We start from the raw sequence: 21,961 nt of genomic DNA, 5'->3' as shown, positions 1-21,961 counted from the left end.
TACGCCTCCCCGGCCTGCGGCGCGAGGGCTATCGCTGTGGTCAGATCGAGACGGACCGGTGCCGATAGGTGCCGCCCTGCGGCACCGGGGCGGTAGCCCTTGCCGGACAGCGCAGCCGCATCAGCTGTGCATCGGGCGCGGTCACACCAGGCAGGATGCCGCTGGTCAGGGCCGGTTTCGGTAGATCCAAGATTCTTCTGGCTTCTTACGCTCACTGACTGCCCGGATCCGGCAGGCCCAGCACCTGCTGGAAGCCACCGACGACGGGGTGGAGCGGATCGGTCGCCGGGTCGGCTTCGGCTCGTCTACCGCGTTCCGCGACAGCTTCAAACGAATCGTCGGCACCAGCCCGTACGCCTACCGCAGCGCGTTCCGTCGCCCCGTCATCGCGGCGACGTACGGTCGATGATGCGTCATTGTCAGGCGGACCGGCCGTAGTATCGGGTCAGGAGGTGCGGCAATGGCGAGAGCAGAAGGTGCGCCGGTTGGCTCGCGGTACGTCGACCAGCGGCACTACCTCGTCCCCGCGCGCATGACCGATCTGCGGGGACCAGTGGGTGGTGTGGTGACGCTTGATCGCTGGCTGGACTGGTCCAGTGACAGTGTGTGGCAGGCGCGGTTTCCGGAACTCGCCGCCCCGCCGCGGACGCTGGCCGGCTGAGCGTGGAAGAGGTCCACCTCCACAAGACATCGCAGCGATGCGCGGGCGATTCGCGGATTGGCGGAAGCAACTCCTCGCCGAGCCGCAGGAGCCCACGTAGCAGGGGTCGAGGATGTTGCCAGTCAGAGACTGCTCGCCGGTGGGGCTCAACTGGGTGGCAGTAGCGACGGTCGGCGGCGGGCGGCGAGGTCCTCGACCCAGCCGAGGGCCAGTACCACCGCGACCAGCAGCACGGTGCCGACGCCGAGAATGGCCGCCTTGCCGACGTAGAGGCCGGTCAGAGTGAGCAGCCCACTGGCGGCGTACAGCACCGGCAGGTGCCAGACGTAGATGGTCACCGCCCGAGCGTTGACCATGCGGATCAACCGGGCCAGCCACGGCACCTGCGTGAGCCAGTCCAGCCGGGGTCGGGCCCGCATCAGCAGCAGCACCACCGCCCAGCCCCACATCATCGCGCCGAGCCGGTCGTCCTCGCCCCGCTCGGCCAGCCACATCATCGCGCCGATCGCCAGCCCGCCGACGCCGAGCGCGTACCACCTCAACGGCACCCGGTCGAGCAGCCCGGTGTGCCGTGCGTAGCCGACCAGCCAGCAGGTCCCGTACGCGGCGGTGGACCAGAACACGTCGGTGACCGGGTTCATCTGCAGGTCGACCAGCGGCGAAGCGAACAGCACGGCGAACGCGGACAGGGTCAGCAGCGCGCCGACCGGCCAGCGCCGGAACGCCCACCACAGCAGCGGGGAGAGCAGCACCAGCCAGAGGTAGGCGCGGATGTACCACAGCCCGAGCGAGAACGGCCCGCCCCACTCGCTGGACGGTGGGTTGCGCAGCGGGGCCACCCACCAGGCGGCGTCCAGCAGGCTGGGCCGCCAACCGACCAGGACCATCAGCGGTACGGCGACCGCAGCGAGCGCCCACAGTGGTGGCAGCAGCCGGCGCAGCCGGGAGCCGACGACCCGCAGCGGCGCACCCCGGTCCAGCGACACGGCCGTGAGGTAGCCGGCCAGCGCGAACATCACCGGCATCGCCGGGAACGCCAGCGGCAGCCAGGTCAGCCAGAGCGTGTGCAGCAGGTAGACCCGCAGGATCGCCAACGCCCGCAGCGCGTCGATGTACGGGCTGCGCTCACCGGAGCGGGCCGACGCGACCGTCGGGGGAGCGACGTCGGGGTCCCGGTCACCGTCGCGGTCACCCAGGAGCCCGCTGACACGCATGAGCGCCGACGCTAGACCGGAAACCTCGGTACCCACGCAACGCCCGGTTGCCGGTTGGCGACGATCCGGTTAACGCCCGGCGGCATCTCGTGCCGTACCGACAATCGGCGGCTTTCCATACCGACAACCGGCGGTCCGGTCCGGCACTCGGTGGTGCGGGGCGTCGCTCGGACGCCCCGCACCACCGGGCGACCTACCGCTGTCGCACCGTCAACTCCACCGGCACCGTCGGCACCGGGTACGGGGTCTGTGCCCGCAGCGCCAACGTGGCGGTGTACCGGCCGGGCCCGTCGACCCCGGTCGCGGCGTCAGCGGTGAACCGCAGCGTGACGGCCTTCGACGCGCCCGGCGCCAGCGTGAAGCTGGCCGGCCGTACCCGCAGCCAGGGCACCTCGGCCGGCGGCGCGCAACCGTCCGCCCCGGACCACCGGGAGATCGACGGCAGCGCCGCCCACTGCGGCGACATGCCGCCGATCGCCAGCCCACCGCAAGCACCGGCACCCCGGAACGCGGCCTGCCCGGTCGGTGCCAGCTCCTGCCAGGCGTCGGCCACCGGGTCGTACCCGATGGTCCGGTCGGTGATCTCCCCGGCGGAGAGCATCCCGCCGGCCAGCACCAGGCGGCCGGCCGCCACCGAGTACGCCATGCTGGTCACGTGCTCCGGCATGGCCGCGCGGGCCGACCAGCGGTCGGTGTCCGGGTCGTAGGCGACGGTGTCGGCGTAGTCGCCGTCGTGGCTGAACCCGCCCGCGCAGTAGATCCGCAGGTCGATCGCCCCGCAGGCATGCCACGCCACCTCGTGCGGGTAGTCGGCGCGGGCCCGGAACGTGCCGGTCACCGGGTCGAACGCCAGCACGTCGGCCGACGCCCGGCACAGCTCGTCCCGGCAGCCGCCGACCAGGTAGATCAGCCCTTCGACGACCACCGCCGCGGCCGCCGCCCGAGGCGCCGGGTTGGTCACCCCGGCAAGCGTCTGCCACGCCCCGGTCGCCGGATCGAACACCTCCACCGCCGACTGCGGCCGGAACTCGGTGTCCCAGCCGCCGAAGACGTACACCTTGCCGTCGACCGCCGCCACCGCCGGCTTGCCCCGGTCGCGGGGCAGGTCCGGCAGCCGTTGCCACGAGTCGGCGGCCAGGTCGTAGGCCCACGCCTGCCGGGTGGTGCCCAGGTGTGTGCCACCGCCGATCGAGTAGACCGTGCCGTCGAGCACCACGGCGGCGTTGTCGGACAACCCGTCCGGGGCGTCTGCCAACCGCTGCCACGGCGGCTGCCCGGACAGCGGTGGCGTCGCCGACGCAGCGGGCCGCTCCAGCACCTCCACCGTCACCGGAGCGGTCCCGGTGTTTCGGACGGTGAACTCCGCGCTGCCGCTGCCGCCGTCCGTCAGCTCCGCCGCGACCGGTGCGCCGGAGACCGCCAGTTGTCCGCTGCGCAGGTCGAAGTCGACCCGCCGGGCACCGCCGGCGATCACCGACGCGGTCCGCTTCCGCTGCTGGTACGGGGCCGCCTCGGCGGCGAACGACCGCTGCTGCCCGGCCCCGCTGGCGAAGAACCAGTAGAACCCGTCCGGCACCGTCTCGTCGGTCGGGGTGGCCGCCGACGTGCCGTACTCGTCCGGTTGTCGCGGGTCGGCGATCCGCGCCCCGACGACCGGCGCCCCGGTGTTCGCGTCGCTGGTGAACCCGGCGATCAGCCCGCCGTCGACCGGCGTGCAGGTCCGGTCGACGATCGCCACATCGTCGATCTGCCACCACCAGCTGTACCCGCCCCGGTAGCGGAACCGGACCTGCACCTGGTCGGCGCCGGCGACCGGGGCCAGCGGAATCTCCACCAACCGTGGCCCGCGCACGCTCTCGGTCACCTGGGAGACGTTGACCCATTCGGTGCCGTCGGTGGAGACGTCGATCGCGGCGACGTCGCCGTTGCCGGCGATCCGCGCGTCGGTGTGGAACCGCAGCACCGGTGCCGCGATCTGCGAGATGTCGATCATCGGCGTGTGCAGCAGGGTGTCCTGGCTGCGGCCGACGCCGTGGCCGTCGCTGTCGACGATGGCGAACCCCCCGGCACCGCCGGTCAGGTTCCCCCGCTGGTGGTGGTCGGTGAAGGTCCAGCCGCCGCCGTCGGTGCGGTCCACGATGGTCCAGCCGGCCGGCTCGGTGGCGAAGTCGGTGGTGAAGACCGTAGCGCCGGTGTCGGCCGTGTAGCCGGGGGCGGTGCAGGCGATCTGCGCCGCCACCGCCAGGTTCGCCCTCCGGGCCTGGCCGCCGACCGCCACCTCGGTGGTCACCGTCCGGTAGCCGGGGTACAGCGGCGTCACCGTCAACTGGTACGTGCCGTGCCGGGGCACCGGTACGGCGTACCGGCCGCTGGTCGGGTCGGTGAAGACCGGGTGGCCGGGCCGGCCGGCGATCTCGATCCGTGCGTACAGCGGCCAGCCCTGCCCGGAGCCGTCGGTGACCCGACCGGAGAGGGTGACCAGCGGCACCGCGTCGAGGGCGACGTCCAGAGCCACCGGTACGGTGCCGACGGTCACCGTCAGCGACCGGGTGGCCCAGCCGAACCCGGACACGGTCACGGTATGGGTGCCGGCCGGCAGGTACGTCGCGTACCCGCCGGTGGGTCCGGTCTGCACACTGCGCCCGGCGACTGTCACGGTCGCCCCGGCGACCGGGGAGCCGTCCGCCGCGTCGGTCACCGTGCCGGTCAGCCGGCCGGTCTGCGCGCGCGGTGACTGCGCCACCAGTTGGTACGCGTCCAGCCGGCCCTCGCCGGCCAGATTGTTGTCCGCGACGCTGCCGCCGCATTCGGTCGCGTCGACGTCGATCGCGGTACGGTCCAGCAAGGCGACCGTCGCGTCAAAGTCGTTACGCAGCGCGGGCGCGGCCGACCACAACAGTGCGACCGTGCCGGCGACGTGCGGCGCCGCCATCGAGGTGCCGTCGGCGGTGCCGTACTGGCTGCCCGGGACCGCCGAGACGGTGCCCACGCCGGGGGCGGCGATGTCCGGTGTGATATGGCCGTCCACCCCGGACGCGCCCCGGCTGGAGAAGCCGGCGATCGTGCCGTCGACGTCGTGCGCGCCGACGGTGTAGACGCCCGGGTAGTCGCCGGGGGAGCTGGCGGTGTTGCACGCCGGCCCGTCGTTGCCGGCCGAGAAGACCGGGAAGATCCCGGCCGCCCGCCACGCGGTCACCACCTGCTCGTACCAGAGGTCGGCCTGGCCACCGCCCCACGAGTTGTTCACAATGTCCGGCCGCAGGTCCGGGCGCGGGTTCTCGCCGTTGCGGTCGGTCGGCGCCAGCACCCACTGGCCGGCGGCCAGCAGTGCCGGGTCGGAGCAGGTCCGGGCCTCGCAGCCCTTCGCCGCGATCCACCGCGCCCCCGGCGCCACCCCGATCCGGGCCCCGGCGCCGTCGTCACCGACCATCGTGCCCACGGTGTGGGTGCCGTGCCCCTGGTTGTCGCAGGGCGTCCCGTCCCCGCAGATCCCGGTCGGGTCGAACCAGTTGTAGTCGTGGTCGAATGCGCCGTCACCGAGGTTCCCCCGGTAGCTGGCGGCCAGCGCCGGATGGTCGAACTGGACTCCGGTGTCGATGCTGGCGATCACCACGGTCTCGCCGCGTACGCCGAACTCCGACCAGACCCGGGGCGCGCCGATCTGCTCCACCCCCCACGTGGTCCGCGGATCGTCGGCGACCGACGGCTGCGTGACCGGCTCGATCAGCTCGTGGCTGCGCAGCGGCTCCACCCGCGCCACCTCCGGCCGGGCGGCGATCGCGTCGACCAGCGCCCGGTCGCCGGTGACCTGCACCGCGTTGGCGATCCAGAAGCTGGTCTGCGGCACCTTGCGCCGGGCCAGGTCCGCGGTCAACTCCCGTTGGCTGCGCTCGGCGACCTCGGTCAACCGCTCGTACGTGGCGACGGAACGCCGGGCCCGGTCGCTGATCCGTGCCGCCGCGTCCAGGGTCGCCTTTTCCCGCAGGTAGACCATGAAGCTGGTGGTGCCGTCGGCGGCGAGGTCGGCCAGCAGTTCGGCGCTGACCGCCGCTGGGGCGTCGCCGTTGCCGCCGACCGGGGCCGCCGACGCGGCCGTGGTGGCGGCGGTGACGCCGAGCACGACCGCCAGCATCGCGGCGACGTACTGGACGATCGTGGTGGCGTACCGGATACCCGCTGGTGGCGGGCCGGTCCGTCCAGGTGGATGGATCATGGTTCTCCTCACAGTGGTGACAGGCGGATCCCGCCTGCCGGCCATGCTCGGCGTCACGATGACCAGCTGGAAGCACCAAGTTGGGCAATTGCCGGACAATACTGGGACAGTGGGCGGCGCTGGGAGGGCTCCCACGTGGGGCGTTGACGTGGGGCGGTTCAGCAGGTTGGCTGGCCCGGGGACACCTGGGGGGAGAATCGGTGACGGGTGGCGAGGTGCCGTTGGTGGTGTGCGTGTCCACGGACCGTGCGGTGCGCGAGCGGCTGGTTTCCCGCGTCAACGACCTTGGCGCCGTGCTGATCGTCAACAACCTGACCGAACTGCGGGCCATGTTGCCACCGGCAGCCGAGGAGCAGCCGACTACGGCTGCCGATCCGCCGCCGGCCGGGCTGGCCCGCGTCGGTGACCTGCGACTCGACCCGGTCTCCACCGAGGTCACCTGGCGCGGCGAGGCGCTGGCGCTCACCCGGTTGGAGCGGGAGACCCTGCTGCGGCTGGCCAGCCCACCGCTGCGGCTGTGGACGTACCCCCGGCTGTTCGAGGCAGTATGGGGTGGGGCCTACCTGGGCGACCAGGCTGCGCTGCACGCCACCGTGAAGCGACTGCGTCGCAAGCTTGTCGCACTGCCGAGCGGGCCGCGGGTGCGCACCGTCCGGGGCGTCGGCTACCACCTGGTGTCTGGGTAGCCGGCTCTTGGCGTCAGTGCGCGGGTCTGCCCGTCGGTAGCTTGCAGAGCGGGTCCCCGGAGGCGATGTCGTCGAGCGCCCGGTGCAGTTCGGTGATGCGGCGCTCCGCTTCGGCGACGAGCGCCCGGGTGAGCCCCTGCCAGTCGGCCTCGGTCGGGTTGGCCGGCAGCGCGGCGAACAGCGCGACGATCTCCTGCACGCTGAGCCCGACCCGCTGGGCCACCCGGCAGATCCGCACCACGCACGGGGCGAACTCGTCGTAGCGGCGTTGGTTGCCGCTGGTGCGGACCGAGGTCAGCAGCCCTTGGCGTTCGTAGAACCTGATAGCCGAGGTCGCCACTCCGCTGGCTGCCGCGACCTCACCTACGCTCAGGGTCGCCGGGGAGACGGTGGTGTTGGACATGGGACACATCGTCGCTTGACTTCAACCAATGTTCAAGTTCTAGCGTCGGTGGCATGGAAACGGACAACGTCGCTGTCCCGAGCGGACCGCTGCGGGTAGGCGTGATCGCGGGCAGCACCCGGCCCACCCGGCGGTCGCCCGCCATCGCCCAGTGGGTGGCATCGGACAGCAGCCAGCCGGATCTCCGCCTGGAAGTGGTCGACCTGGCCACATTCAACCTGCCGATGCTGGGCGAGCCGCTCGCGGCCGTCTTCGGCACCTACGAGCACGACACCACGCGTCGCTGGGCCGCAGCGATCGCCGGCTACCACGCGTACGTCATGGTCGTCCCCGAGTACAACGCCTCCTTTCCGGCCGTACTGAAAAATGCGCTGGACCACCTGTATGCCGAGTGGAACGACAAGCCGGTGGCCTTCGTCGGCTACGGGATGTCCGGCGGTGGCCGAGCGGTGCAGCAGCTGCGCCAGGTGGCCGAAGAGCTGCGGATGCAGCCCGTCGCGACGTCGCTGTACCTCTCGCCGCACCAGGTCGTCGACAACCGGTACGCGGCCAGGGCCGGCGAGGCCGAGGCCCGCGCCGGCATGCTGGCCGAGCTGGCTCGGACGCTGCGGGCCGCGCCCGCCCGTGCCGGCGGGATCACCAGATGAGCGCCTCCGAATCGACTGCGGCCATCGACTGGCTGGCGACGCAGGCCCGACCGATGCGACCGTACGGCGACGCCCCGTGGCGAGACGTCGTGACCGAACTCGCCGACGACCTTCTCCCGAGCCAGGCGGACTGCGAGGCGGCTGCCGCGCCGACTGTCGTCGGACTCGCGTCGACCACCCGCGAGAGCGCCGAGGTCTGCGAGCTGCAGGTCGATCTGCTCCAGGCGTTGGTGACCCGAGGGGTGCGTACCGTCGTCCTGCAGGACACCACCGAGATCGGCGAGCGGCTCGACCACTGGGCCAGGACCGGCGAACGGTCAGCGAACGGTCCCGAGGCGATCCTGGCCGATGCCTGGGGTCCGTTGCGCAACGAGTCGGTGCGTCGTGCGCTGCTCTGGCTGCGTGCCCACAACGCCACCCATCCGGCAGACCCGGTGGAGATCCGCGGGGTCACCCGCCCCACGGCGGTGCCCGCCGACTACGACCGGGTCCTCGCCCTGACAGCGGGCACCCGAGACCACGAGCAGATATCGGGACTACTGGCGACGATCCGGGTCGCGCACGACGGTGGCGAACACGTGGAACGCGCCCACGGCCGGTGGACCGGCGCGCCCTTCGTCGACCTGGCCCGGCAGGCCCGTACCGCGACGGCGGCGGTGCTCGGACCCGGCTCCGACGCCGGGACCCGGGCGCTCGCGGCGCTCGACCGCATCGTGCGATTCCACGCCACCTCCCTCAGCCAGGGCCACGACGGCGACGATGAGGAGGCAGCTGCAGCGGACCAGCTGGTCGACCACCTGCGGGCCACCGGCCGGCGAGCCGTCGTCTGGGACGGGATCGGCCATCTTGCCGCCCGGGGGACCAGCTTCGGCTCCCGACTCCGTGAGCACCTCGGGGCGCGCTACCGCTGCGTGCTGACCACCTTCGGCTCCGGCCGCATCCGGGACCTGCGCCTGCCGGCGCCTCGCCCCGGCAGCCTGGACCAGACGCTCGACCAGGTCGGGGCCAGGCTGGGCACGGGGTACGCCATCGACCTGGCCGCCGCTCCGAAACCCGACGCGGTCCGCCGGTGGCTGGCTGGCCGGCACGCCGTACGGCTGATCTCGGGCATGTACCACCCCGACGAGGACGAGCGGCACTACTTCGCACTCGACGACCTTGGTCGATCCGTGGACATCCTGCTGCACCTGCCGGAGATCAGCCCGGTCCGGTACGTCGAGTTTCCAGAGACGAAGGACTGAGCTGCTCAGACCGTCCGCGTGGCGATCATGCGGGCGCAGTCCAGCGACTCCAGGTGACTGGTATCCACCTCAATGTCGTAGCCGACTCCCTGGTGGACGATCTCGGCCTGCGACGCTGCCATCCCGACCACCCGGTCACCACGGGCGATCTCCCTCGCCGCCGCGATGTCCCCAGCGCACCGCACCCCGACCCACAGCACGGACAGGCCGTCCAGGTACCGGCGGGCCTGCTCCTGGGAGGCACCGCCGCCCAGAAACACCTCGTCGATGATGACCCGTGCCCCGGCCCTCGCCATCGCCGCGACACCCACCCGCCAGGCGTGCTGCATCTCGTCGAAGCCGTCGCCGAGGATGACTTCGCCATGAGCGCCGAACGTCACCATGGCCGGCGGCAGCCGCTCGATCAGGTCGTCGATCCCGAGGCTGATCCACGGGTCGGGCAACAGGTGCTTGAGGCACCGGACGATCCCGGACTTGCCGGAGCTGGACCCGCCGTTGAGCACGATGACCTGCGTCGCCATGTGATCGGTCACCTTCTCCGCTGGGCTGTGCGGTGCCGTGTTCGACTCTATCGAAGGTCCGACCGAGCGGCCCGGCAACAGCCCTGCCGTCATGGCCACCCTGCACAACGCCCCATCGCTTACCACCGCTCCCGCAGCCATGCCAAATGGGTACAAGCTGTTCCATACACTGTGATAGCTTGCGTCGATGAGTTCGACATCGGAGCGTGCCGCACCTGGATCTGGACACTTGGATCGCGTCGCTGACTACTACGAGGACAACACGCGTCGGTTCCTCCTGGTTGCCGAGAGCCCAGGCAGTGACGCGATCCACCGTGGCGTGTGGACGCCGGATGTCGCCAACGTGGCTCAAGCCGTGGACACCGTCAACCGCCTGACGATCGAACGTTTGCGTGGGCATGTCCCTCAGGGAAGCGCAAGGGTGCTTGACCTTGGCTGCGGCGTCGGTGGGACGATGGTCCGCTTGGCCCGCGAGGTGGACGGGATCATTTCCGGGGTGACCATCAGCCGAGTGCAGGCCGAGATCGCAGCGAAGCGGTTCGCCCGCGAAGGACTGACCGACCGCTGTCACGTGCTCTGCGCCGATTTCGCCGAACTGCCCGCGGAACCACACTACGACGCCATGGTCGCGGTAGAGGCGGTCGTTCACTCGCCGTCGCTGGCGAACCTGCTCCCGTCCCTGGCGGATCGGCTGCGCCCTGGCGGTCGCCTTATCCTGTGCGACGACTGGATGACCGACAAGGATCGCGGGCTCGCCGCTCGCGAGCGCTGTCTCGACCAGTTCCGTGCCGGGTGGCGTATCGGAAGTTTGCATACTGTGGCCGAGCTGGTCGCTATGTCTGAGCGCGCTGGCCTACGCCTGGCCGAGGACATGGATCTTACTTCATATCTGCACCTCGGGCGGCCACGCGACCGCGTGGTCAAGGTGGCAGTGGGCGCCACAGCCATGGTTCCACGGCTTCACAATCGTCTTGTTGAGATCCCCTTCTGGGCCAACATGATTGGCGGGTCGGCGTCGCAAGTTGGATTGTCGCAGCGTTGGCTGGAATACCACTTTATCGTGCTTGAAAAGGCATGAGTTCAGACCGCGTTCTCGTTCTCTCTTGACACCAGGCCCACCCTGCGACCGGCGACGGCGATCGACCCCCGATCGACCCCCAGGGCCCGCCGCCAGCGGGACGAACGGCAGCGCTGTCGGCCGGGGTCTGTCAGGCGGGCGGGATTTGCATCTGGTAGGTGTGGCCGGTGGAGCGGCTGGTCACGGTACGCATGACGGCGTACTCGACGGGTTGGCCGCGCGCCGCCTTTGACCTTGCGGTTGTCGGCCAGTGGGGTGCCGGCGGCGATGGGTTCCGGGTAGTAGGAGTCGGCGAGTTCGACGGGGCGATTGTCTTCGAGGATGAGGCGGCGGCGGACGACGGCTCGTTCGCCGGTGGCGAGTCCGAGCGCGCGTCTGACCTGTGTGTCCACGTCGATGGTCTCGACGCCGAGAAGCTGTTGGGTGCCGACGCGTCCCCGGCCGGCGGCCTCGGCGGACCACGCGTCGTGCTGCTGCGCGACGAGGTACGGGTCTGAGCTGCTGGTCCAGCCCTGGTCTGTCATGGGGCCGGTGCTGGTGCGTGGGCTGTTTCCCAGAGGTGGTCGACGTGGTTGGCGTACTGGTCGAACAGGCCGCCGGGGCCGCGGCGGCGGATGTGCAGGGTGGGGGAGGCGTGTCCGAGTTGGTCGGCGAGGTGGGTGCTGACGAGGGCTTCGTCGTCGAAGATCCAGACGGACAGGCTGATGTGGCGGTCGGTGTGGCGTACCTGTGGGGTGGGTTCGATCTTGGTGAGTTCGGCGGTGGTGATGTCGATGCGGGTGGAGATCGACAGGGCGGCGTCTTCGATGCGTTCACGCTCGTGGGTGACGGGTGAGTCCTTGAGTCCGAGGAGGAAGCGCAGGTCGAGGCCGGATGCGGCTTTGTTGCGCAGGGTGGGTGTGATGCCGGGGACCTCGGTCCAGAGGAAGTACGAGGTGTAGCCGGCGCACCAGATGCGGGACGTGGCGCGGTGGATGAGGTCGTTCCAGAGTTCCCGGGGGACGGCTGAGCGTGTCGGCCATGCGGCGCGGATCTCCCGGTCGTATCCGCGTTTGAGCAAGCCGGACCAGATCACGTCTTCATCTTCTCTCAGCACCTGGGCGACCTGCGAGCGGTGGCGGGGGTGAGGTACGCGACCGCCGAGCCACCGGGCGACGGTCTTCGGGTCGACTCCCACCTTGCCGGCCAGGGTCGCGGGCGTCATGCCGGTCCGGCTCATCGCCACGTGCAGCGCTGTGTTCATGGTTGATCACTCCCGGGACGTTTATGAACGTGCCTAGGCTACCTGACGCAGAGGTCCCGACATCCCCTCCACACAGGAAGAGTCCACAGAAGATCCTTCAACAGTCCTCCGTGCGAAGGGGAAAGATCTTGACCAGGAACCAAACTCCCGGCAGTAGGTATGGCGTGCCACCGTACGTCGTTCGCAATGAAGGCCCGACGCCGAACCGGCCGCCGTTGCCCCGGCGGCCGCCGGGGCAGACTTACATCGGGCGGGACCCACGGTTCCGGCTGCTGGCCGCGCGTGAGGTGGCACCTGCGCCGGATGCTGAGCCTCGATCCACCGACGCGGTTGCCGCTAAATGTTGGTTGAACATTTCTGTATTGGGGTGGTGGGGCGGGCGTGAGGGAGTCGCCGATCACGTGATCGGCTTGCTCCGAGGGTGAGGGTTCGAGGTGGAACGGGGATTGTGGCCTGTGGTCGGGCCGCCTGGTTTCGGCTGGTGGGGTGTGGTCAGCCGGGTGCCGGCTGGACGGCGGTGAACAGGTTGTCGAACGCCGCCTGCCAGGGCCAGTACTCGGGCAGGTGTAGGTGGATGGTGCGGGCCCGGTGGGCGAGGCGGGCCGCGACGGTGATGATCCGGGTCCGGATGGTGGCGGGTCTGGCGGTCGACCAGGTGCCCGCGGCGAGGTGTCCGGCGGCGCGGGTGAGGTTGTGCGTGATCGCGGCGCAGGTCAGCCAGGCGTCGTTGGCGCTGAAGTGTCCGGAGGGCAGGTGGGCGAGGGGCCCGGCGATCAGGTCGGCGTTGACCTGCTCGATGATCGCGTGTTGCCGGTGCTGGGCTTCGGCCTGGACGAGGGTGTACGGGCTGTCGGTGAACACGGCGTGGTACCGGTAGGTCGGCAGGAGTTCGTCCTGGCCGGGGATCTGTTGCGGGTCGTCGCGGCGGACGCGGCGCACGATCAGCCGGGCGGTCGCCTCGTGTCGGGTGCCGGCGAACGCGGTGTACGTGGTTTCGGCGATCTGCGCGTCGGAGATCCACCGGCCGGCGTCTTCGTCCCAGACGGCCTGCGGATAGGTGATGTCGACCCACTGGTCGGCGGCGATGCCGTCGCACGCGGCGCGGATCTTCGGGTCGATGCGGCAGGTGACCGAGAACCGCACGCCACGACGCCGGCAGCCGCTGATCACCGTCTTGGCGTAGAACGCCGAGTCCGCTCGCACCATGATCTCCCCCGAAGCGCCGCATGCCCGGGCGGTCGTGATGGCCTCGGCGATCATGGTGGCGGCGCCCCGGGCCGAGCCGGCGTTACCCGACCGCAGCCTCGTGGCGGCGATCACCGGCGCGGACAGCGGGGTGGACAGCGTCGCGACCAGGGGGTTGTAGCCGCGCAGGTAGACGTTGTAGCCGCCGACCTTGGCGTGGCCGAACCCGATGCCCTGCTTCTGCTTGCCGTACACCCGCCGCAGCATGGAGTCGATGTCCACGAAGCACAGGGTGTCGGCGCCGGTCAGGATCGGTGCCCGGCCGGTCAGACCGATCAGGGTGTCGCGGGCGGCGGCCTGTAACTGCCGTACGTGCCCGTGGGTGAACGTACGCAGGAACGACCCGAGTGTCGACGGCGCGTACACGCCGCCGAACAGCGACCGCATGCCGCCGTGCCGGGCGATGTCGAGGTCGTCGATGCTGTCCGCGCCCGCGAGCATCCCGGCCACGATCGTGGCGACCTTGCCGGCCGGGTTCGCGCCCTTGTCCGTCGGTAGCCTGACCCGGTCTGCGACCGCGTCGTGCAGACCGGCCTGCTCGGCAAGGCGCATCACCGGAACGAGACCGGCACACGACACCAGATTCGGATCGTCGAACGTCGCGCGCACCACCGGCGCGTCCTGGCGTATTCTCACCTGCGAGGTGCCCTCTCGAACCGAGTGATAGAAGCGTCAGAACTCCTATCCTTCCAGTTCAGAGGGCACTTTCTGTAGCCGGGGTCCTGCCGGTCAAACCTTCATCGGTGGATCGAGGCTCAGGGCAGAGCAGGAGACGAGGACCGGAAGCGGGTGACCGAAGTCAGGGGGAAGCTTGTTCGTGATCTATGGGGTTCAGGGACCCGCTGCTCTCCGCTGGGCGGCAGTCGGAAGCACAGCGGAAGGAGTGGCTATGTCCGTGCTGGTGGCGTTCTCGGTGACACCGTTGGGCGTAGGTGAGGACGTGGGTCGGATCGTCGCTGAGGGCATCCGTGTGGTCCGGGCCTCGGGCTTGCCGAACCAGACCGATGCGATGTTCACGTTGGTCGAGGGGGATACGTGGGATGAGGTCATGGGAGTGGTCAAGCAGGCGGTGGAGGCTGTGGCCGCGTTGGCGCCACGGGTGAGTACGGTAGTGAAGGTCGATTATCGACCGGGTGTTTCTGGGGCGCTTACCGGAAAGGTCGAGGCGGTGGAACGGTACCTCAGCGAAGGCGTCGGCGAGTGAGAAGACCGCAGTGTCGGCGCTCCAGCGCGGTGCAGTCCACCCGCTAAGAATTCGACATTCCATCCAGGAGTTCTGCGCATTCTCGTGGTCCTGGTAGGTTACGCGCTGCGTTCGGGGTTGCAGCAAAGAGGCTCTTCGAAGTTAGGCGGGGTTGAGGTGGCCGCGGCTTTTCCGGGTGGTCGCGCAGCGGGTTCGTAGGCGTTGGTTGATCGGGTTGCGGAAGCCGTAGGCGTCGCGGGCGACGGTCTTGATGACCCGGTTGGTGCCTTCGGAGCCTGCGTTGGTGATGCCGGTGTGCAGGAACGCGAGGATCTGGGGCCACCAGATCTCGATCGTGGTCGCGAGGCGGGCGAGTTCGGGTAGATCGCTGTCGGCGCAGCGCTGGTAGAAGAGGTGCAGCAGCCGGGCGACGTGTTCCCGGTCCGGGTGGGTGCGGGCCAGGGCCAGCAGGTCGAGGAGGTCTTCCTTGGCGTTCCACGCGGCGAGGACCGGCACGCTGATCCCGGCGGGTATGCCCGGCGATCTCGTCGCAGAGCGTGTCGACGCGTTCCGCGCGCATCCGCCTCGCGAACCGCTACCCGTCCTGGTCGACAAAGTCGACGGCTACATGAGCCTGGCCCGGGTCACCAACCGGATCTGGCCCGTGCTGTTCTGGCTCCACTCGACCGTACGGGAACGCCACCTACACACCCGGCTCACCGACGCCGGTGTGGTGTACCCGGTGGCGACCGCAGCCCGCGACAGCGCCGCACAACGGGCCACCGCCACCAGTCTCGGGGTCCTCACCGACGCCTGGCTGCTCGTGTCGATCGCGCTCACCGCGATCGCCGCCGCGCTGCTGGTGCTGCGGGTGCTCCCCCGCCAGCAGGCGCTGCTGACCGAGACCGACACTCCCGGCGACGACCCAGAGCCAACGACGACGTCAGCGACCGCCGCCCCGGCCCGGCTGGCCGCGTACACCGGGGTGTTCAACCTGCTCTGGGCGACCGTCACGGTGCTGATGATCGTTCGGCCCGGCTCGACCACGGTGGTGTGATCGTGTCAGCCAGTCTGCGACTGCTGCACTGACAGAGGGGTTGCGGACGTGTTACGGACCCAGTATGTTATCGCTAACATAGACCAGCCTGCATTGAGTCTGACTCGGTTCCGCGCGGCTCGGCCGCCTCGACGCGCCGGACTTCGGGGAACCCCGGGAGCGCCCACCCAGCCCGCTCCCCACCCCACACCCGATGGAGCCACCATGCCTTTTCCAGATCTGAACCGCCGCCAACTGCTCCAAGCCGCCGGTGCCGCCACTGTCGCCTCGGCGGTCGGTCCGATGGTCGGAATGTCCGCAGCCGCCGCCGAGGTCGCCCCGGTCCGTCCGGACATCGGGGTGTCCGCGTATCCGTTCGAGATGGGTCAGGTGCGGCTGACCAGCAGCCGTTGGCTGGACAACCAGAACCGCACCCTGAACTATCTGCGCTTCGTCGACGTGGACCGGATGCTCTACGTCTTTCGGGCCAACCACCGACTCTCCACCAACGGAGCCGCCACCAACGGCGGCTGGGATGCCCCGAACTTTCCCTTCCGCTCCCACATGCAGGGGCACTTCCTCACCGCCTGGTCGTACGCCTACGCCGTCACCGGCGACACCACCTGCCGGGACAAGGCCAACTACATGGTCGGCGAGTTGGCCAAGTGTCAGGCCAACAACGGCGCCGCCGGATTCAACACCGGATACCTGTCCGGCTTCCCCGAGTCCGACATCGCCGCTCTCGAATCGGGCGGCTTCGTCGCCGTGTCGTACTACTGCATCCACAAGACGCTGGCCGGGCTGCTCGACGTCTGGCGCTACATGGGCAACAACCAGGCCCGAGACGTCCTGCTGCGGCTCGCCGGCTGGGTCGACTGGCGGACCGGCCGGCTGAGCTACAACCAGATGCAGACGGTGCTGAACACCGAATTCGGCGGCATGAACGCCGTGCTGGCCGACCTCTACCAGCAGACCGGCGACGCTCGCTGGCTCGCCACCGCGCAACGGTTCGACCACGCCTCGGTCTTCAACCCGCTCGCCGCCAACCAGGACCAACTCAACGGCAAACACGCGAACACCCAGATCCCGAAGTGGGTGGGTGCCGCGCGGGAGTACAAGGCCACCGGCACCACCCGCTACCGCGACATCGCCAGCAACGCCTGGAACATGACCGTCGACACGCACACCTACGTGATCGGCGGCAACAGCCAGGCGGAACACTTCCGCCCCCCGAACGCCATCGCCGGGTACCTCGCCAACGACACCGCCGAGGCGTGCAACACGTACAACATGCTCAAACTGACCCGCGAGCTGTGGCTGCTGGACCCGAACCGGGTGGCGTACTTCGACTACTACGAGCGGGCCCTGCTCAACCACCTCATCGGCCAGCAGAACCCGGCCAGCAACCACGGGCACGGCACCTACTTCACCCCGCTGCGGCCCGGCGGTCGCCGTGGCGTCGGCCCGGCCTGGGGCGGCGGCACCTTCAGCACCGACTACAACTCGTTCTGGTGCTGCCAGGGCACCGGCATCGAGACGAACACGAAGCTGATGGACTCCATCTACTTCCACAACAGCACCACGCTGACCGTGAACCTGTTCCTGCCGTCGGTGCTCAACTGGTCCCAACGCGGGATCACCGTCACCCAGACCACCAGCTACCCGGTCAGCGACACCACCACCCTCACCGTCACCGGCAACGTCAGCGGCTCCTGGACCATGCGGGTACGCATCCCCGCCTGGGCCAGCAACGCCACCATCAGCGTCAACGGTGTCGCGCAGAGCATCGCCACCACGCCGGGCACCTACGCCGCGCTCACCCGCTCCTGGACATCCGGTGACGCGGTCACGGTACGGCTGCCGATGCAGGTCGCGGTAGAGCCCGCCAACGACAACCAGAACGTGGTGGCGCTCGTCTACGGCCCGGTCGTGTTGTCGGGAAACTACGGCAACACGACCCTGAGCGCTCTCCCCTCGTTGAACACCAGTTCGGTGACCCGGACCAGCACCAGTTCGCTGGCCTTCACCGCCACCGCCAACGGCGCCACGGTCAACCTCGGCCCCTTCTACGACGCCCAGGGTCACAACTACACGGTGTACTGGAACCGCGGCGGTGGGGGCACCGATTCGAGCGCCAGTTTCCGCCTGGCCAACGCGGCCAGTGGACTGGTGCTCGGCATCCAGAACATGTCGACCGCCGACGGCGGCCTGGCATTGCAGTGGGCCGACAACGGCACCGCCGACCACGAGTGGCAGTTGATCGTCGACGGGACCGCCCTGCGGTTGCGCAACGTCCACAGCGGGAAGGTGCTCGGCGTACAGAACATGTCCACCGCCGACAACACTCCGATTCTGCAGTGGGGCGACACCGGAACCGCCGACCACCGGTGGACCATCGTCGATGTCGGAGACGGCTCGCACAAGATCCGCAACGTGCACACCGGGAAGCTGCTGGCCATCCTGAACGGCTCCACCGCCCAGGGTGCCCGGGCGGTCCAGGATCCGGACAACGGCACGGCGGACAACCAGTGGCGGTTCCTCCCCACCGGTGCCCGGCGGATCCAGAACCTCGGCAGCGGCCTCGTGCTCGGCGTACAGAACATGTCCACCGCCGACGGCGGCCTGGTCATCCAATGGGGCGACACCGGCACCGCCGATCATCTGTGGACCGCCATGATCGACACGGGTGGCTACCTGCGCCTGCGCAACTCCAACAGCGGCAAGGTACTCGGCGTGGAAAACGCCAGCACCGCCAACGGTGCCCGGGTGCTCCAGTGGGCCGACAACGGCACCAACGACCACCGGTGGCGGCTGCGGTACGGAGCCAACGGCTACTTCCGGATCCAGTGCGCGAACGGCGGCCGGGTCCTCGGCGTCAGCGGCGCGTCCACCGCTCAGGGGGCCCAGGTCATCATCTGGGACGACAACGGCACCAACGACCACCTCTGGCGGTTCGTCTAGCAGCCCGGGGCGGCGTTCAACGGATGGCGTCGTCGGCGAGCCGGGCGTGCACGCCGACGACGCCGTTGACGATCTGCGTGACCCGTACATCGACGACGACGCTGGCCAGGGCGACCGCGTCGCCCCGGGACAGCTCGTGCCGGCGGGACATCAGGGTGATCATCGCGTCGAGGGCGTCGGCGGTGGCGGCGTCCAGGGTGTCGCCCAGGCCGAGAGTCAGCCAGGCGCCGTCGACCCGGGCCACCGGGCCGGTCAACGGCTGGTCGTCGACCAGGTCGAAGGTGAGCTGGACCCGGTCCATCGGGCACTCGATCGCCGTACCGCAGATCTCGCCGTCGCCCTGGGCGGCGTGCCCGTCGCCGACGGAGAACAGCGCGCCGCCGACGGTGACCGGCAGCAGCAGGGTGCTGCCGGCGACCAGGTCCTTGCAGTCCAGGTTGCCGCCGCAGCGTCGGGGCGGGATCGTCGAGTGCTCGCCGGGCTGCGCCGGTGGCATGCCGAGCACGCCGAGGAAGGGCCGCAGGGTCACCGTGTGCCCGAGCTGGTTGCGGCCGGTGCCGGCGGTCGGATCCAGCTGCCAGCTGTGCACCGTCTCGGTGCCGGCGATCCCGTACCGCTCACTGTGCGGGGTCAACGCGCTGCCGGCCAGCGTGGTGCCCCACTCGGCCGGCTGCACCTCGTCGACCCGTACCGACAGGGTCGTCCCGGGCCGGGCACCGCGCACCGCGACCGGCCCGACCAGGGCGTGGCCGAAGCCCGGCCGGTACGCCGCGTGCCGGGGCCGTTGGTCGTGCAGCCCGCCGGCGTACGGACCGGCCGACCACCAGCAGTCCAGGGTACGGAAGGTGACCGTGTCACCGGGGTCGATGGTGAGCACCGGCGGATAGTCGGGTGAGAAGTAGCCGTGCAGGGTCCGGGCGTTCGGCTCCAGGGTGTGCCGCATCGCCGCAGGTTACCGCCGCCGGTCCAGGTAACGCAGCGACCGGCGCAGGTAGCTGCGCGGGTTGGTGTCCAGATGCCGGGCCCAGCGGGGCGGCAGGTCGTCGCGCAGCCAGGCGTACCGGCCCAGCGCGTAGCCGTACATCGGCTCGGTGAGATAGCCGAGCCGGCTCGACTGCCAGCCGCCGGCCCGGCCCCGGTAGTCGAAGGCGGCGTTGGCGGTGAAGATGCCGAGTCCGAAAAAGACGGTGGTGAGGTCGGTGAGCGGCTCGTGGTCGGCGGCGTCGGGCCGGTGCCGACCCTCACCGATCAGGCGTTCATGGGCCAGCTCGTGGGCGATGGTGGCGACCAGCGCCGTCGGCTGGCGGGCCTGCGCCCCGGCGATGGTGATCACGCCCCGGCCGCCCCGGCGTACGTAGTGCCCGGCGGCACCGGAGCTGGTCGACGCGTACGCCGGCAGCCCGGCCAGCAGAGCGGCCTCGGTCTCGTCGACCCGCTCGTAGACGAACTCGATCCGGTCGGGGTCGACGGCCATGTGTCGCGCGACGCGGTGCAGCACGGCCGCGACGTCGGCCTCGCTGCCGTGGTAGGCGCCGGGAAAGAACTCGTCGGTGGGCAGCACCACCGGTCCGCGCAGCGCCGGCTCGCCGAACTCGCGGATCAGCCAGGACAGCGACTCGTCGATCCAGTCCCGCTCGGTCTCCCGGACCGGGCACGCCGCGCTGAACAGCATCGGCACACCTCCCCGTACGGTTACTGCCGTCAGGATCCCCGACCGGGGGCGGCGGCGGGTGCCCGGCGGCGGTCGGATAGGCGACAGCGGGTGCGACCCGGCCACCGGCGTATCGTCGGGCGCTGTGACTGGCGTGCCCTACTCGTTCTGCTCATCCTGCGGTGCCCGCTACCCGGCCGACGCCGACTGGCCCCGGTCCTGTGACCACTGTGGGCAGCAGGTCTGGCGTAACCCGACGCCGGTGGCGGTCGCCGTGGTTCCGGTGACTACTCCACAGGGGATCGGCGTGGTGGTGCAGCGACGCGACATCGAGCCGGCGCGCGGCGAGCTGGCGTTGCCGGGCGGGTTCATCGAGTACGGCGAGGACTGGCGTACCGCGGTGGTCCGCGAGCTGCGCGAGGAGACCGGCCTGACCGGGCGGGCCGACCAGGTGCGACTGTACGCCGTACGCAGCGTGCCGAGCGGCGCCAGTCTGCTGATCTTCGGGGTGCTGCCGCCCCGACCGGCGCAGGCGTTGCCGGTGTCGGCGGCGACCGAGGAGGCCACCGAGTGGCTGGTGGTGACCGAGCCGGTCACGTTGGCGTTTCCGTTGCACACCGAGGTACTGGCGCGCTACCTGACCGATCCGACGGACCCGGCGCCGCTCGGTACCCTGTGGGCGTGAGCGACCTTCCTGACCGGCTGCCTCCTGACGGGCTGCGGGCCTCCGACGCCGACCGCGAGCAGGTGGCGGAGGTGCTGCGGGCCGCAGCCGCCGAGGGCCGGATCGATCTGCCCGAGTTGGACGAACGGCTGGGCCGGGTGTACGCCGCCCGGACGTACGCGGAGTTGGAGCCGCTGACCCGGGACATTCCCCGTGCGGTGTCCGACGCGGTGGCCCGGCGGGGCGATCACGGCCTGGCGCCGTCGCGTCCATCGCAGTGGGCGGTCGCGGTGATGAGCGGTTTCGACCGGCGCGGCCGGTGGGCGGCACCGGGAATTCTGCGGGCTTTCGCCTTCTGGGGCGGCGGCCGGATCGACCTGCGGGAGGCGCAGTTCGACGCGAACGCCATCCGGATCCGGGCCTGGGCGATCATGGGTGGCATCGAGATCGTGGTGCCCGACGATGCCGAGGTGTCGATCTCCGGTGTCGGGCTAATGGGCGACTTCGGGCAGCGGGCAGCGGGGCTGGGCGGCCCCGGCGGGCCGAGGATCCACATCAACGGGTTGGCGTTCTGGGGCGGTGTGACGGTCAGACGTCGGGGCCGGCCGGGACGCTGATCGCGGCGACGATCAGGCCGTTGCGGGCCAGCCACCGGCCGGTGAACCCGGGCAGCGGCGTGCCGTCGGGCAGCGGAGGGCCGGGCACCAGCAGCCGGGCGGTGAAGTCCCCGTCGGTGACGGTGCCACCAGACCCGGGGGTGGCCGCGCTGCCAGACCCGGGGGTCGCCTCGACGTACGCCTGCTCGAAGCCGAGCCAGCGTTCCGCCAGCGGATACCACGCCTTGTAGACGGCTTCCTTGGCGCAGAACAGCAGCCGGTCCCAGTGCACCTGCGGGTGGGTGTCCCGGCGGGCGGCGAGCCAGGTGAGTTCGTCGGGCACGGTGATGCTGTTCAGCACTCCGGAGGGCAGTGGCTCGTGCGGCTCGGCGTCGATGCCGACCGCGGTCAGGTCGACCGACCGGGCCACCACCGCCGCGCGGTAGCCGGCGCAGTGGGTGATGCTGCCGACCACCCCGGCCGGCCAGCGGGGTTCACGGCGGGCGCCGGACGGCACCGGTACGCCGGGGAAGCCCAACTCGGCGAGGGCTTCGTGGGCGCAGCGGCGGGCGGTGCCGAACTCGCGGCGGCGCTTGTCCACCGCGTTGCCGAGCACCGCCGACTCCTCGGGGAACAGGGTGACCGGGACGCTGTCGTCGAACGCCTCGCGGGCGACCGCCGTGGTTGGCAGCAGTGCCTCGATCATCCCGCTCCGCCC

The 21,961-nt window shown here is 70.4% G+C and carries 22 protein-coding genes; 11 read left to right on the top strand and 11 right to left on the bottom strand.

Features of this window, described 5'->3' with window-relative positions:
* Positions 1–184 precede the first annotated feature (184 nt).
* Both EDC02_RS41280 and EDC02_RS04365 read left to right on the top strand, forming a co-directional pair.
* Complete coding sequence (locus EDC02_RS41280) at positions 185–409, top strand: helix-turn-helix domain-containing protein (RefSeq protein WP_123600842.1); 225 nt, start codon at positions 185–187, stop codon at positions 407–409.
* A 51-nt stretch (positions 410–460) separates the two neighbouring features.
* The gene (locus tag EDC02_RS04365) at positions 461–661 is read left to right on the top strand and encodes a hypothetical protein (protein WP_123600841.1); all 201 of its coding nucleotides are present in this window, start codon (positions 461–463) and stop codon (positions 659–661) included.
* A gap of 146 nt (positions 662–807) precedes the next feature.
* On the opposite strand, the gene EDC02_RS04360 is transcribed toward EDC02_RS04365, so the two are convergent.
* Positions 808–1,875, bottom strand: coding sequence for an acyltransferase (locus EDC02_RS04360; RefSeq protein WP_123600840.1), 1,068 nt, complete (start codon positions 1,873–1,875; stop codon positions 808–810).
* A 193-nt stretch (positions 1,876–2,068) separates the two neighbouring features.
* Positions 2,069–6,088, bottom strand: coding sequence for a S8 family serine peptidase (locus EDC02_RS04355; RefSeq protein WP_158632048.1), 4,020 nt, complete (start codon positions 6,086–6,088; stop codon positions 2,069–2,071).
* Between the two features lie 224 nt (positions 6,089–6,312).
* Between EDC02_RS04355 and EDC02_RS04350 the strand changes: the two genes are divergently transcribed.
* Positions 6,313–6,774, top strand: a complete 462-nt coding sequence (locus EDC02_RS04350; RefSeq protein WP_370461517.1) for a winged helix-turn-helix domain-containing protein — start codon at positions 6,313–6,315, stop codon at positions 6,772–6,774.
* A 13-nt stretch (positions 6,775–6,787) separates the two neighbouring features.
* Here EDC02_RS04350 and EDC02_RS04345 read toward each other — a convergent pair whose 3' ends face one another.
* Complete coding sequence (locus tag EDC02_RS04345; protein ID WP_123600837.1) at positions 6,788–7,177, bottom strand: MerR family DNA-binding transcriptional regulator; 390 nt, start codon at positions 7,175–7,177, stop codon at positions 6,788–6,790.
* 53 nt (positions 7,178–7,230) lie between these two features.
* Here EDC02_RS04345 and EDC02_RS04340 point away from each other — a divergent pair, with 53 nt between their 5' ends.
* Positions 7,231–7,824, top strand: a complete 594-nt coding sequence (locus EDC02_RS04340) for an NADPH-dependent FMN reductase (protein WP_123600836.1) — start codon at positions 7,231–7,233, stop codon at positions 7,822–7,824.
* A complete protein-coding gene (locus EDC02_RS04335) occupies positions 7,821–9,065 on the top strand; it encodes an erythromycin esterase family protein (RefSeq protein WP_123600835.1) in 1,245 nt (414 codons plus the stop codon). Before EDC02_RS04340 ends, EDC02_RS04335 begins: the two co-directional genes overlap by 4 nt.
* A gap of 5 nt (positions 9,066–9,070) precedes the next feature.
* Here EDC02_RS04335 and cpt read toward each other — a convergent pair whose 3' ends face one another.
* Entirely contained in the window at positions 9,071–9,586 is a 516-nt protein-coding gene (gene cpt, locus EDC02_RS04330; protein WP_123600834.1) for a chloramphenicol phosphotransferase CPT, read from the bottom strand.
* A 187-nt stretch (positions 9,587–9,773) separates the two neighbouring features.
* On the opposite strand from cpt, the gene EDC02_RS04325 reads away from it, so the two are divergent.
* Positions 9,774–10,664, top strand: coding sequence for a cyclopropane-fatty-acyl-phospholipid synthase family protein (locus EDC02_RS04325; RefSeq protein ID WP_123600833.1), 891 nt, complete (start codon positions 9,774–9,776; stop codon positions 10,662–10,664).
* A gap of 2 nt (positions 10,665–10,666) precedes the next feature.
* On the opposite strand, the gene EDC02_RS42650 is transcribed toward EDC02_RS04325, so the two are convergent.
* The 3 genes from EDC02_RS42650 to EDC02_RS04310 all read right to left on the bottom strand — a co-directional run bounded on the left by EDC02_RS42650 (position 10,667) and on the right by EDC02_RS04310 (position 13,788).
* Entirely contained in the window at positions 10,667–11,188 is a 522-nt protein-coding gene (locus EDC02_RS42650; protein WP_123600832.1) for a UTRA domain-containing protein, read from the bottom strand.
* Positions 11,185–11,907 (bottom strand): helix-turn-helix domain-containing protein, encoded by a 723-nt coding sequence (locus EDC02_RS04315; RefSeq protein WP_123600831.1) that lies wholly within the window; start codon positions 11,905–11,907, stop codon positions 11,185–11,187. Before EDC02_RS04315 ends, EDC02_RS42650 begins: the two co-directional genes overlap by 4 nt.
* 492 nt (positions 11,908–12,399) lie before the next feature.
* Positions 12,400–13,788 (bottom strand): IS1380 family transposase, encoded by a 1,389-nt coding sequence (locus EDC02_RS04310; RefSeq protein ID WP_199757495.1) that lies wholly within the window; start codon positions 13,786–13,788, stop codon positions 12,400–12,402.
* 253 nt (positions 13,789–14,041) lie between these two features.
* Between EDC02_RS04310 and EDC02_RS04305 the strand changes: the two genes are divergently transcribed.
* The gene (locus EDC02_RS04305) at positions 14,042–14,356 is read left to right on the top strand and encodes an MTH1187 family thiamine-binding protein (RefSeq protein ID WP_123600830.1); all 315 of its coding nucleotides are present in this window, start codon (positions 14,042–14,044) and stop codon (positions 14,354–14,356) included.
* Positions 14,357–14,497: 141 nt separating this feature from the next.
* On the opposite strand, the gene EDC02_RS04300 is transcribed toward EDC02_RS04305, so the two are convergent.
* Positions 14,498–14,851 (bottom strand): transposase, encoded by a 354-nt coding sequence (locus tag EDC02_RS04300; RefSeq protein ID WP_233605729.1) that lies wholly within the window; start codon positions 14,849–14,851, stop codon positions 14,498–14,500.
* Positions 14,852–14,867: 16 nt separating this feature from the next.
* Between EDC02_RS04300 and EDC02_RS40705 the strand changes: the two genes are divergently transcribed.
* Complete coding sequence (locus EDC02_RS40705) at positions 14,868–15,392, top strand: hypothetical protein (protein WP_199757915.1); 525 nt, start codon at positions 14,868–14,870, stop codon at positions 15,390–15,392.
* Positions 15,393–15,596: 204 nt separating this feature from the next.
* Complete coding sequence (locus EDC02_RS04290) at positions 15,597–18,332, top strand: beta-L-arabinofuranosidase domain-containing protein (RefSeq protein WP_123600829.1); 2,736 nt, start codon at positions 15,597–15,599, stop codon at positions 18,330–18,332.
* Between the two features lie 16 nt (positions 18,333–18,348).
* Here EDC02_RS04290 and EDC02_RS04285 read toward each other — a convergent pair whose 3' ends face one another.
* Together EDC02_RS04285 and EDC02_RS04280 are read right to left on the bottom strand one after the other, a co-directional pair.
* Positions 18,349–19,275 carry an acetamidase/formamidase family protein gene (locus EDC02_RS04285; protein WP_123600828.1) on the bottom strand — a complete coding sequence of 309 codons (927 nt, stop codon included), beginning with the start codon at positions 19,273–19,275 and terminating at the stop codon, positions 18,349–18,351.
* Positions 19,276–19,284: 9 nt separating this feature from the next.
* Positions 19,285–20,004 (bottom strand): hypothetical protein, encoded by a 720-nt coding sequence (locus tag EDC02_RS04280; RefSeq protein WP_148083324.1) that lies wholly within the window; start codon positions 20,002–20,004, stop codon positions 19,285–19,287.
* A 124-nt stretch (positions 20,005–20,128) separates the two neighbouring features.
* Here EDC02_RS04280 and EDC02_RS04275 point away from each other — a divergent pair, with 124 nt between their 5' ends.
* Both EDC02_RS04275 and EDC02_RS04270 read left to right on the top strand, forming a co-directional pair.
* Positions 20,129–20,668: an NUDIX domain-containing protein gene (locus tag EDC02_RS04275; protein ID WP_123600826.1), complete on the top strand. Its 540-nt coding sequence runs from the start codon at positions 20,129–20,131 to the stop codon at positions 20,666–20,668.
* Entirely contained in the window at positions 20,665–21,264 is a 600-nt protein-coding gene (locus EDC02_RS04270) for a DUF1707 domain-containing protein (RefSeq protein WP_233605728.1), read from the top strand. Before EDC02_RS04275 ends, EDC02_RS04270 begins: the two co-directional genes overlap by 4 nt.
* Here EDC02_RS04270 and EDC02_RS04265 read toward each other — a convergent pair.
* Positions 21,236–21,949 (bottom strand): 4'-phosphopantetheinyl transferase, encoded by a 714-nt coding sequence (locus EDC02_RS04265; protein ID WP_123600825.1) that lies wholly within the window; start codon positions 21,947–21,949, stop codon positions 21,236–21,238. The two genes, EDC02_RS04270 and EDC02_RS04265, sit on opposite strands and share 29 nt — an antisense overlap.
* Positions 21,950–21,961 lie beyond the last annotated feature (12 nt).

It is taken from the genome of Micromonospora sp. Llam0, assembly GCF_003751085.1.
Lineage (GTDB): Bacteria > Actinomycetota > Actinomycetes > Mycobacteriales > Micromonosporaceae > Micromonospora_E.
The sequence above is the reverse complement of the archived record's forward strand: the minus strand, read 5'-3'. Positions and strand labels throughout refer to the sequence as shown.

What these genes read in the sequence shown, in the direction of transcription:
- EDC02_RS04280 (WP_148083324.1), bottom strand. Translation starts at nt 20,004, where the DNA reads ATGCTGTTCAGCGCGGCGTGCCCGGTCCGGGAGACCGAGCGGGACTGG.
- EDC02_RS04340 (WP_123600836.1), top strand. Translation starts at nt 7,231, where the DNA reads ATGGAAACGGACAACGTCGCTGTCCCGAGCGGACCGCTGCGGGTAGGC.
- EDC02_RS04360 (WP_123600840.1), bottom strand. Translation starts at nt 1,875, where the DNA reads ATGCGTGTCAGCGGGCTCCTGGGTGACCGCGACGGTGACCGGGACCCC.
- EDC02_RS04315 (WP_123600831.1), bottom strand. Translation starts at nt 11,907, where the DNA reads ATGAACACAGCGCTGCACGTGGCGATGAGCCGGACCGGCATGACGCCC.
- EDC02_RS04335 (WP_123600835.1), top strand. Translation starts at nt 7,821, where the DNA reads ATGAGCGCCTCCGAATCGACTGCGGCCATCGACTGGCTGGCGACGCAG.
- EDC02_RS04345 (WP_123600837.1), bottom strand. Translation starts at nt 7,177, where the DNA reads ATGTCCAACACCACCGTCTCCCCGGCGACCCTGAGCGTAGGTGAGGTC.
- EDC02_RS42650 (WP_123600832.1), bottom strand. Translation starts at nt 11,188, where the DNA reads ATGACAGACCAGGGCTGGACCAGCAGCTCAGACCCGTACCTCGTCGCG.
- EDC02_RS04265 (WP_123600825.1), bottom strand. Translation starts at nt 21,949, where the DNA reads ATGATCGAGGCACTGCTGCCAACCACGGCGGTCGCCCGCGAGGCGTTC.
- EDC02_RS04285 (WP_123600828.1), bottom strand. Translation starts at nt 19,275, where the DNA reads ATGCGGCACACCCTGGAGCCGAACGCCCGGACCCTGCACGGCTACTTC.
- EDC02_RS40705 (WP_199757915.1), top strand. Translation starts at nt 14,868, where the DNA reads ATGCCCGGCGATCTCGTCGCAGAGCGTGTCGACGCGTTCCGCGCGCAT.
- EDC02_RS04355 (WP_158632048.1), bottom strand. Translation starts at nt 6,088, where the DNA reads ATGATCCATCCACCTGGACGGACCGGCCCGCCACCAGCGGGTATCCGG.
- EDC02_RS04290 (WP_123600829.1), top strand. Translation starts at nt 15,597, where the DNA reads ATGCCTTTTCCAGATCTGAACCGCCGCCAACTGCTCCAAGCCGCCGGT.
- EDC02_RS04325 (WP_123600833.1), top strand. Translation starts at nt 9,774, where the DNA reads ATGAGTTCGACATCGGAGCGTGCCGCACCTGGATCTGGACACTTGGAT.
- cpt (WP_123600834.1), bottom strand. Translation starts at nt 9,586, where the DNA reads ATGGCGACGCAGGTCATCGTGCTCAACGGCGGGTCCAGCTCCGGCAAG.
- EDC02_RS04365 (WP_123600841.1), top strand. Translation starts at nt 461, where the DNA reads ATGGCGAGAGCAGAAGGTGCGCCGGTTGGCTCGCGGTACGTCGACCAG.
- EDC02_RS04305 (WP_123600830.1), top strand. Translation starts at nt 14,042, where the DNA reads ATGTCCGTGCTGGTGGCGTTCTCGGTGACACCGTTGGGCGTAGGTGAG.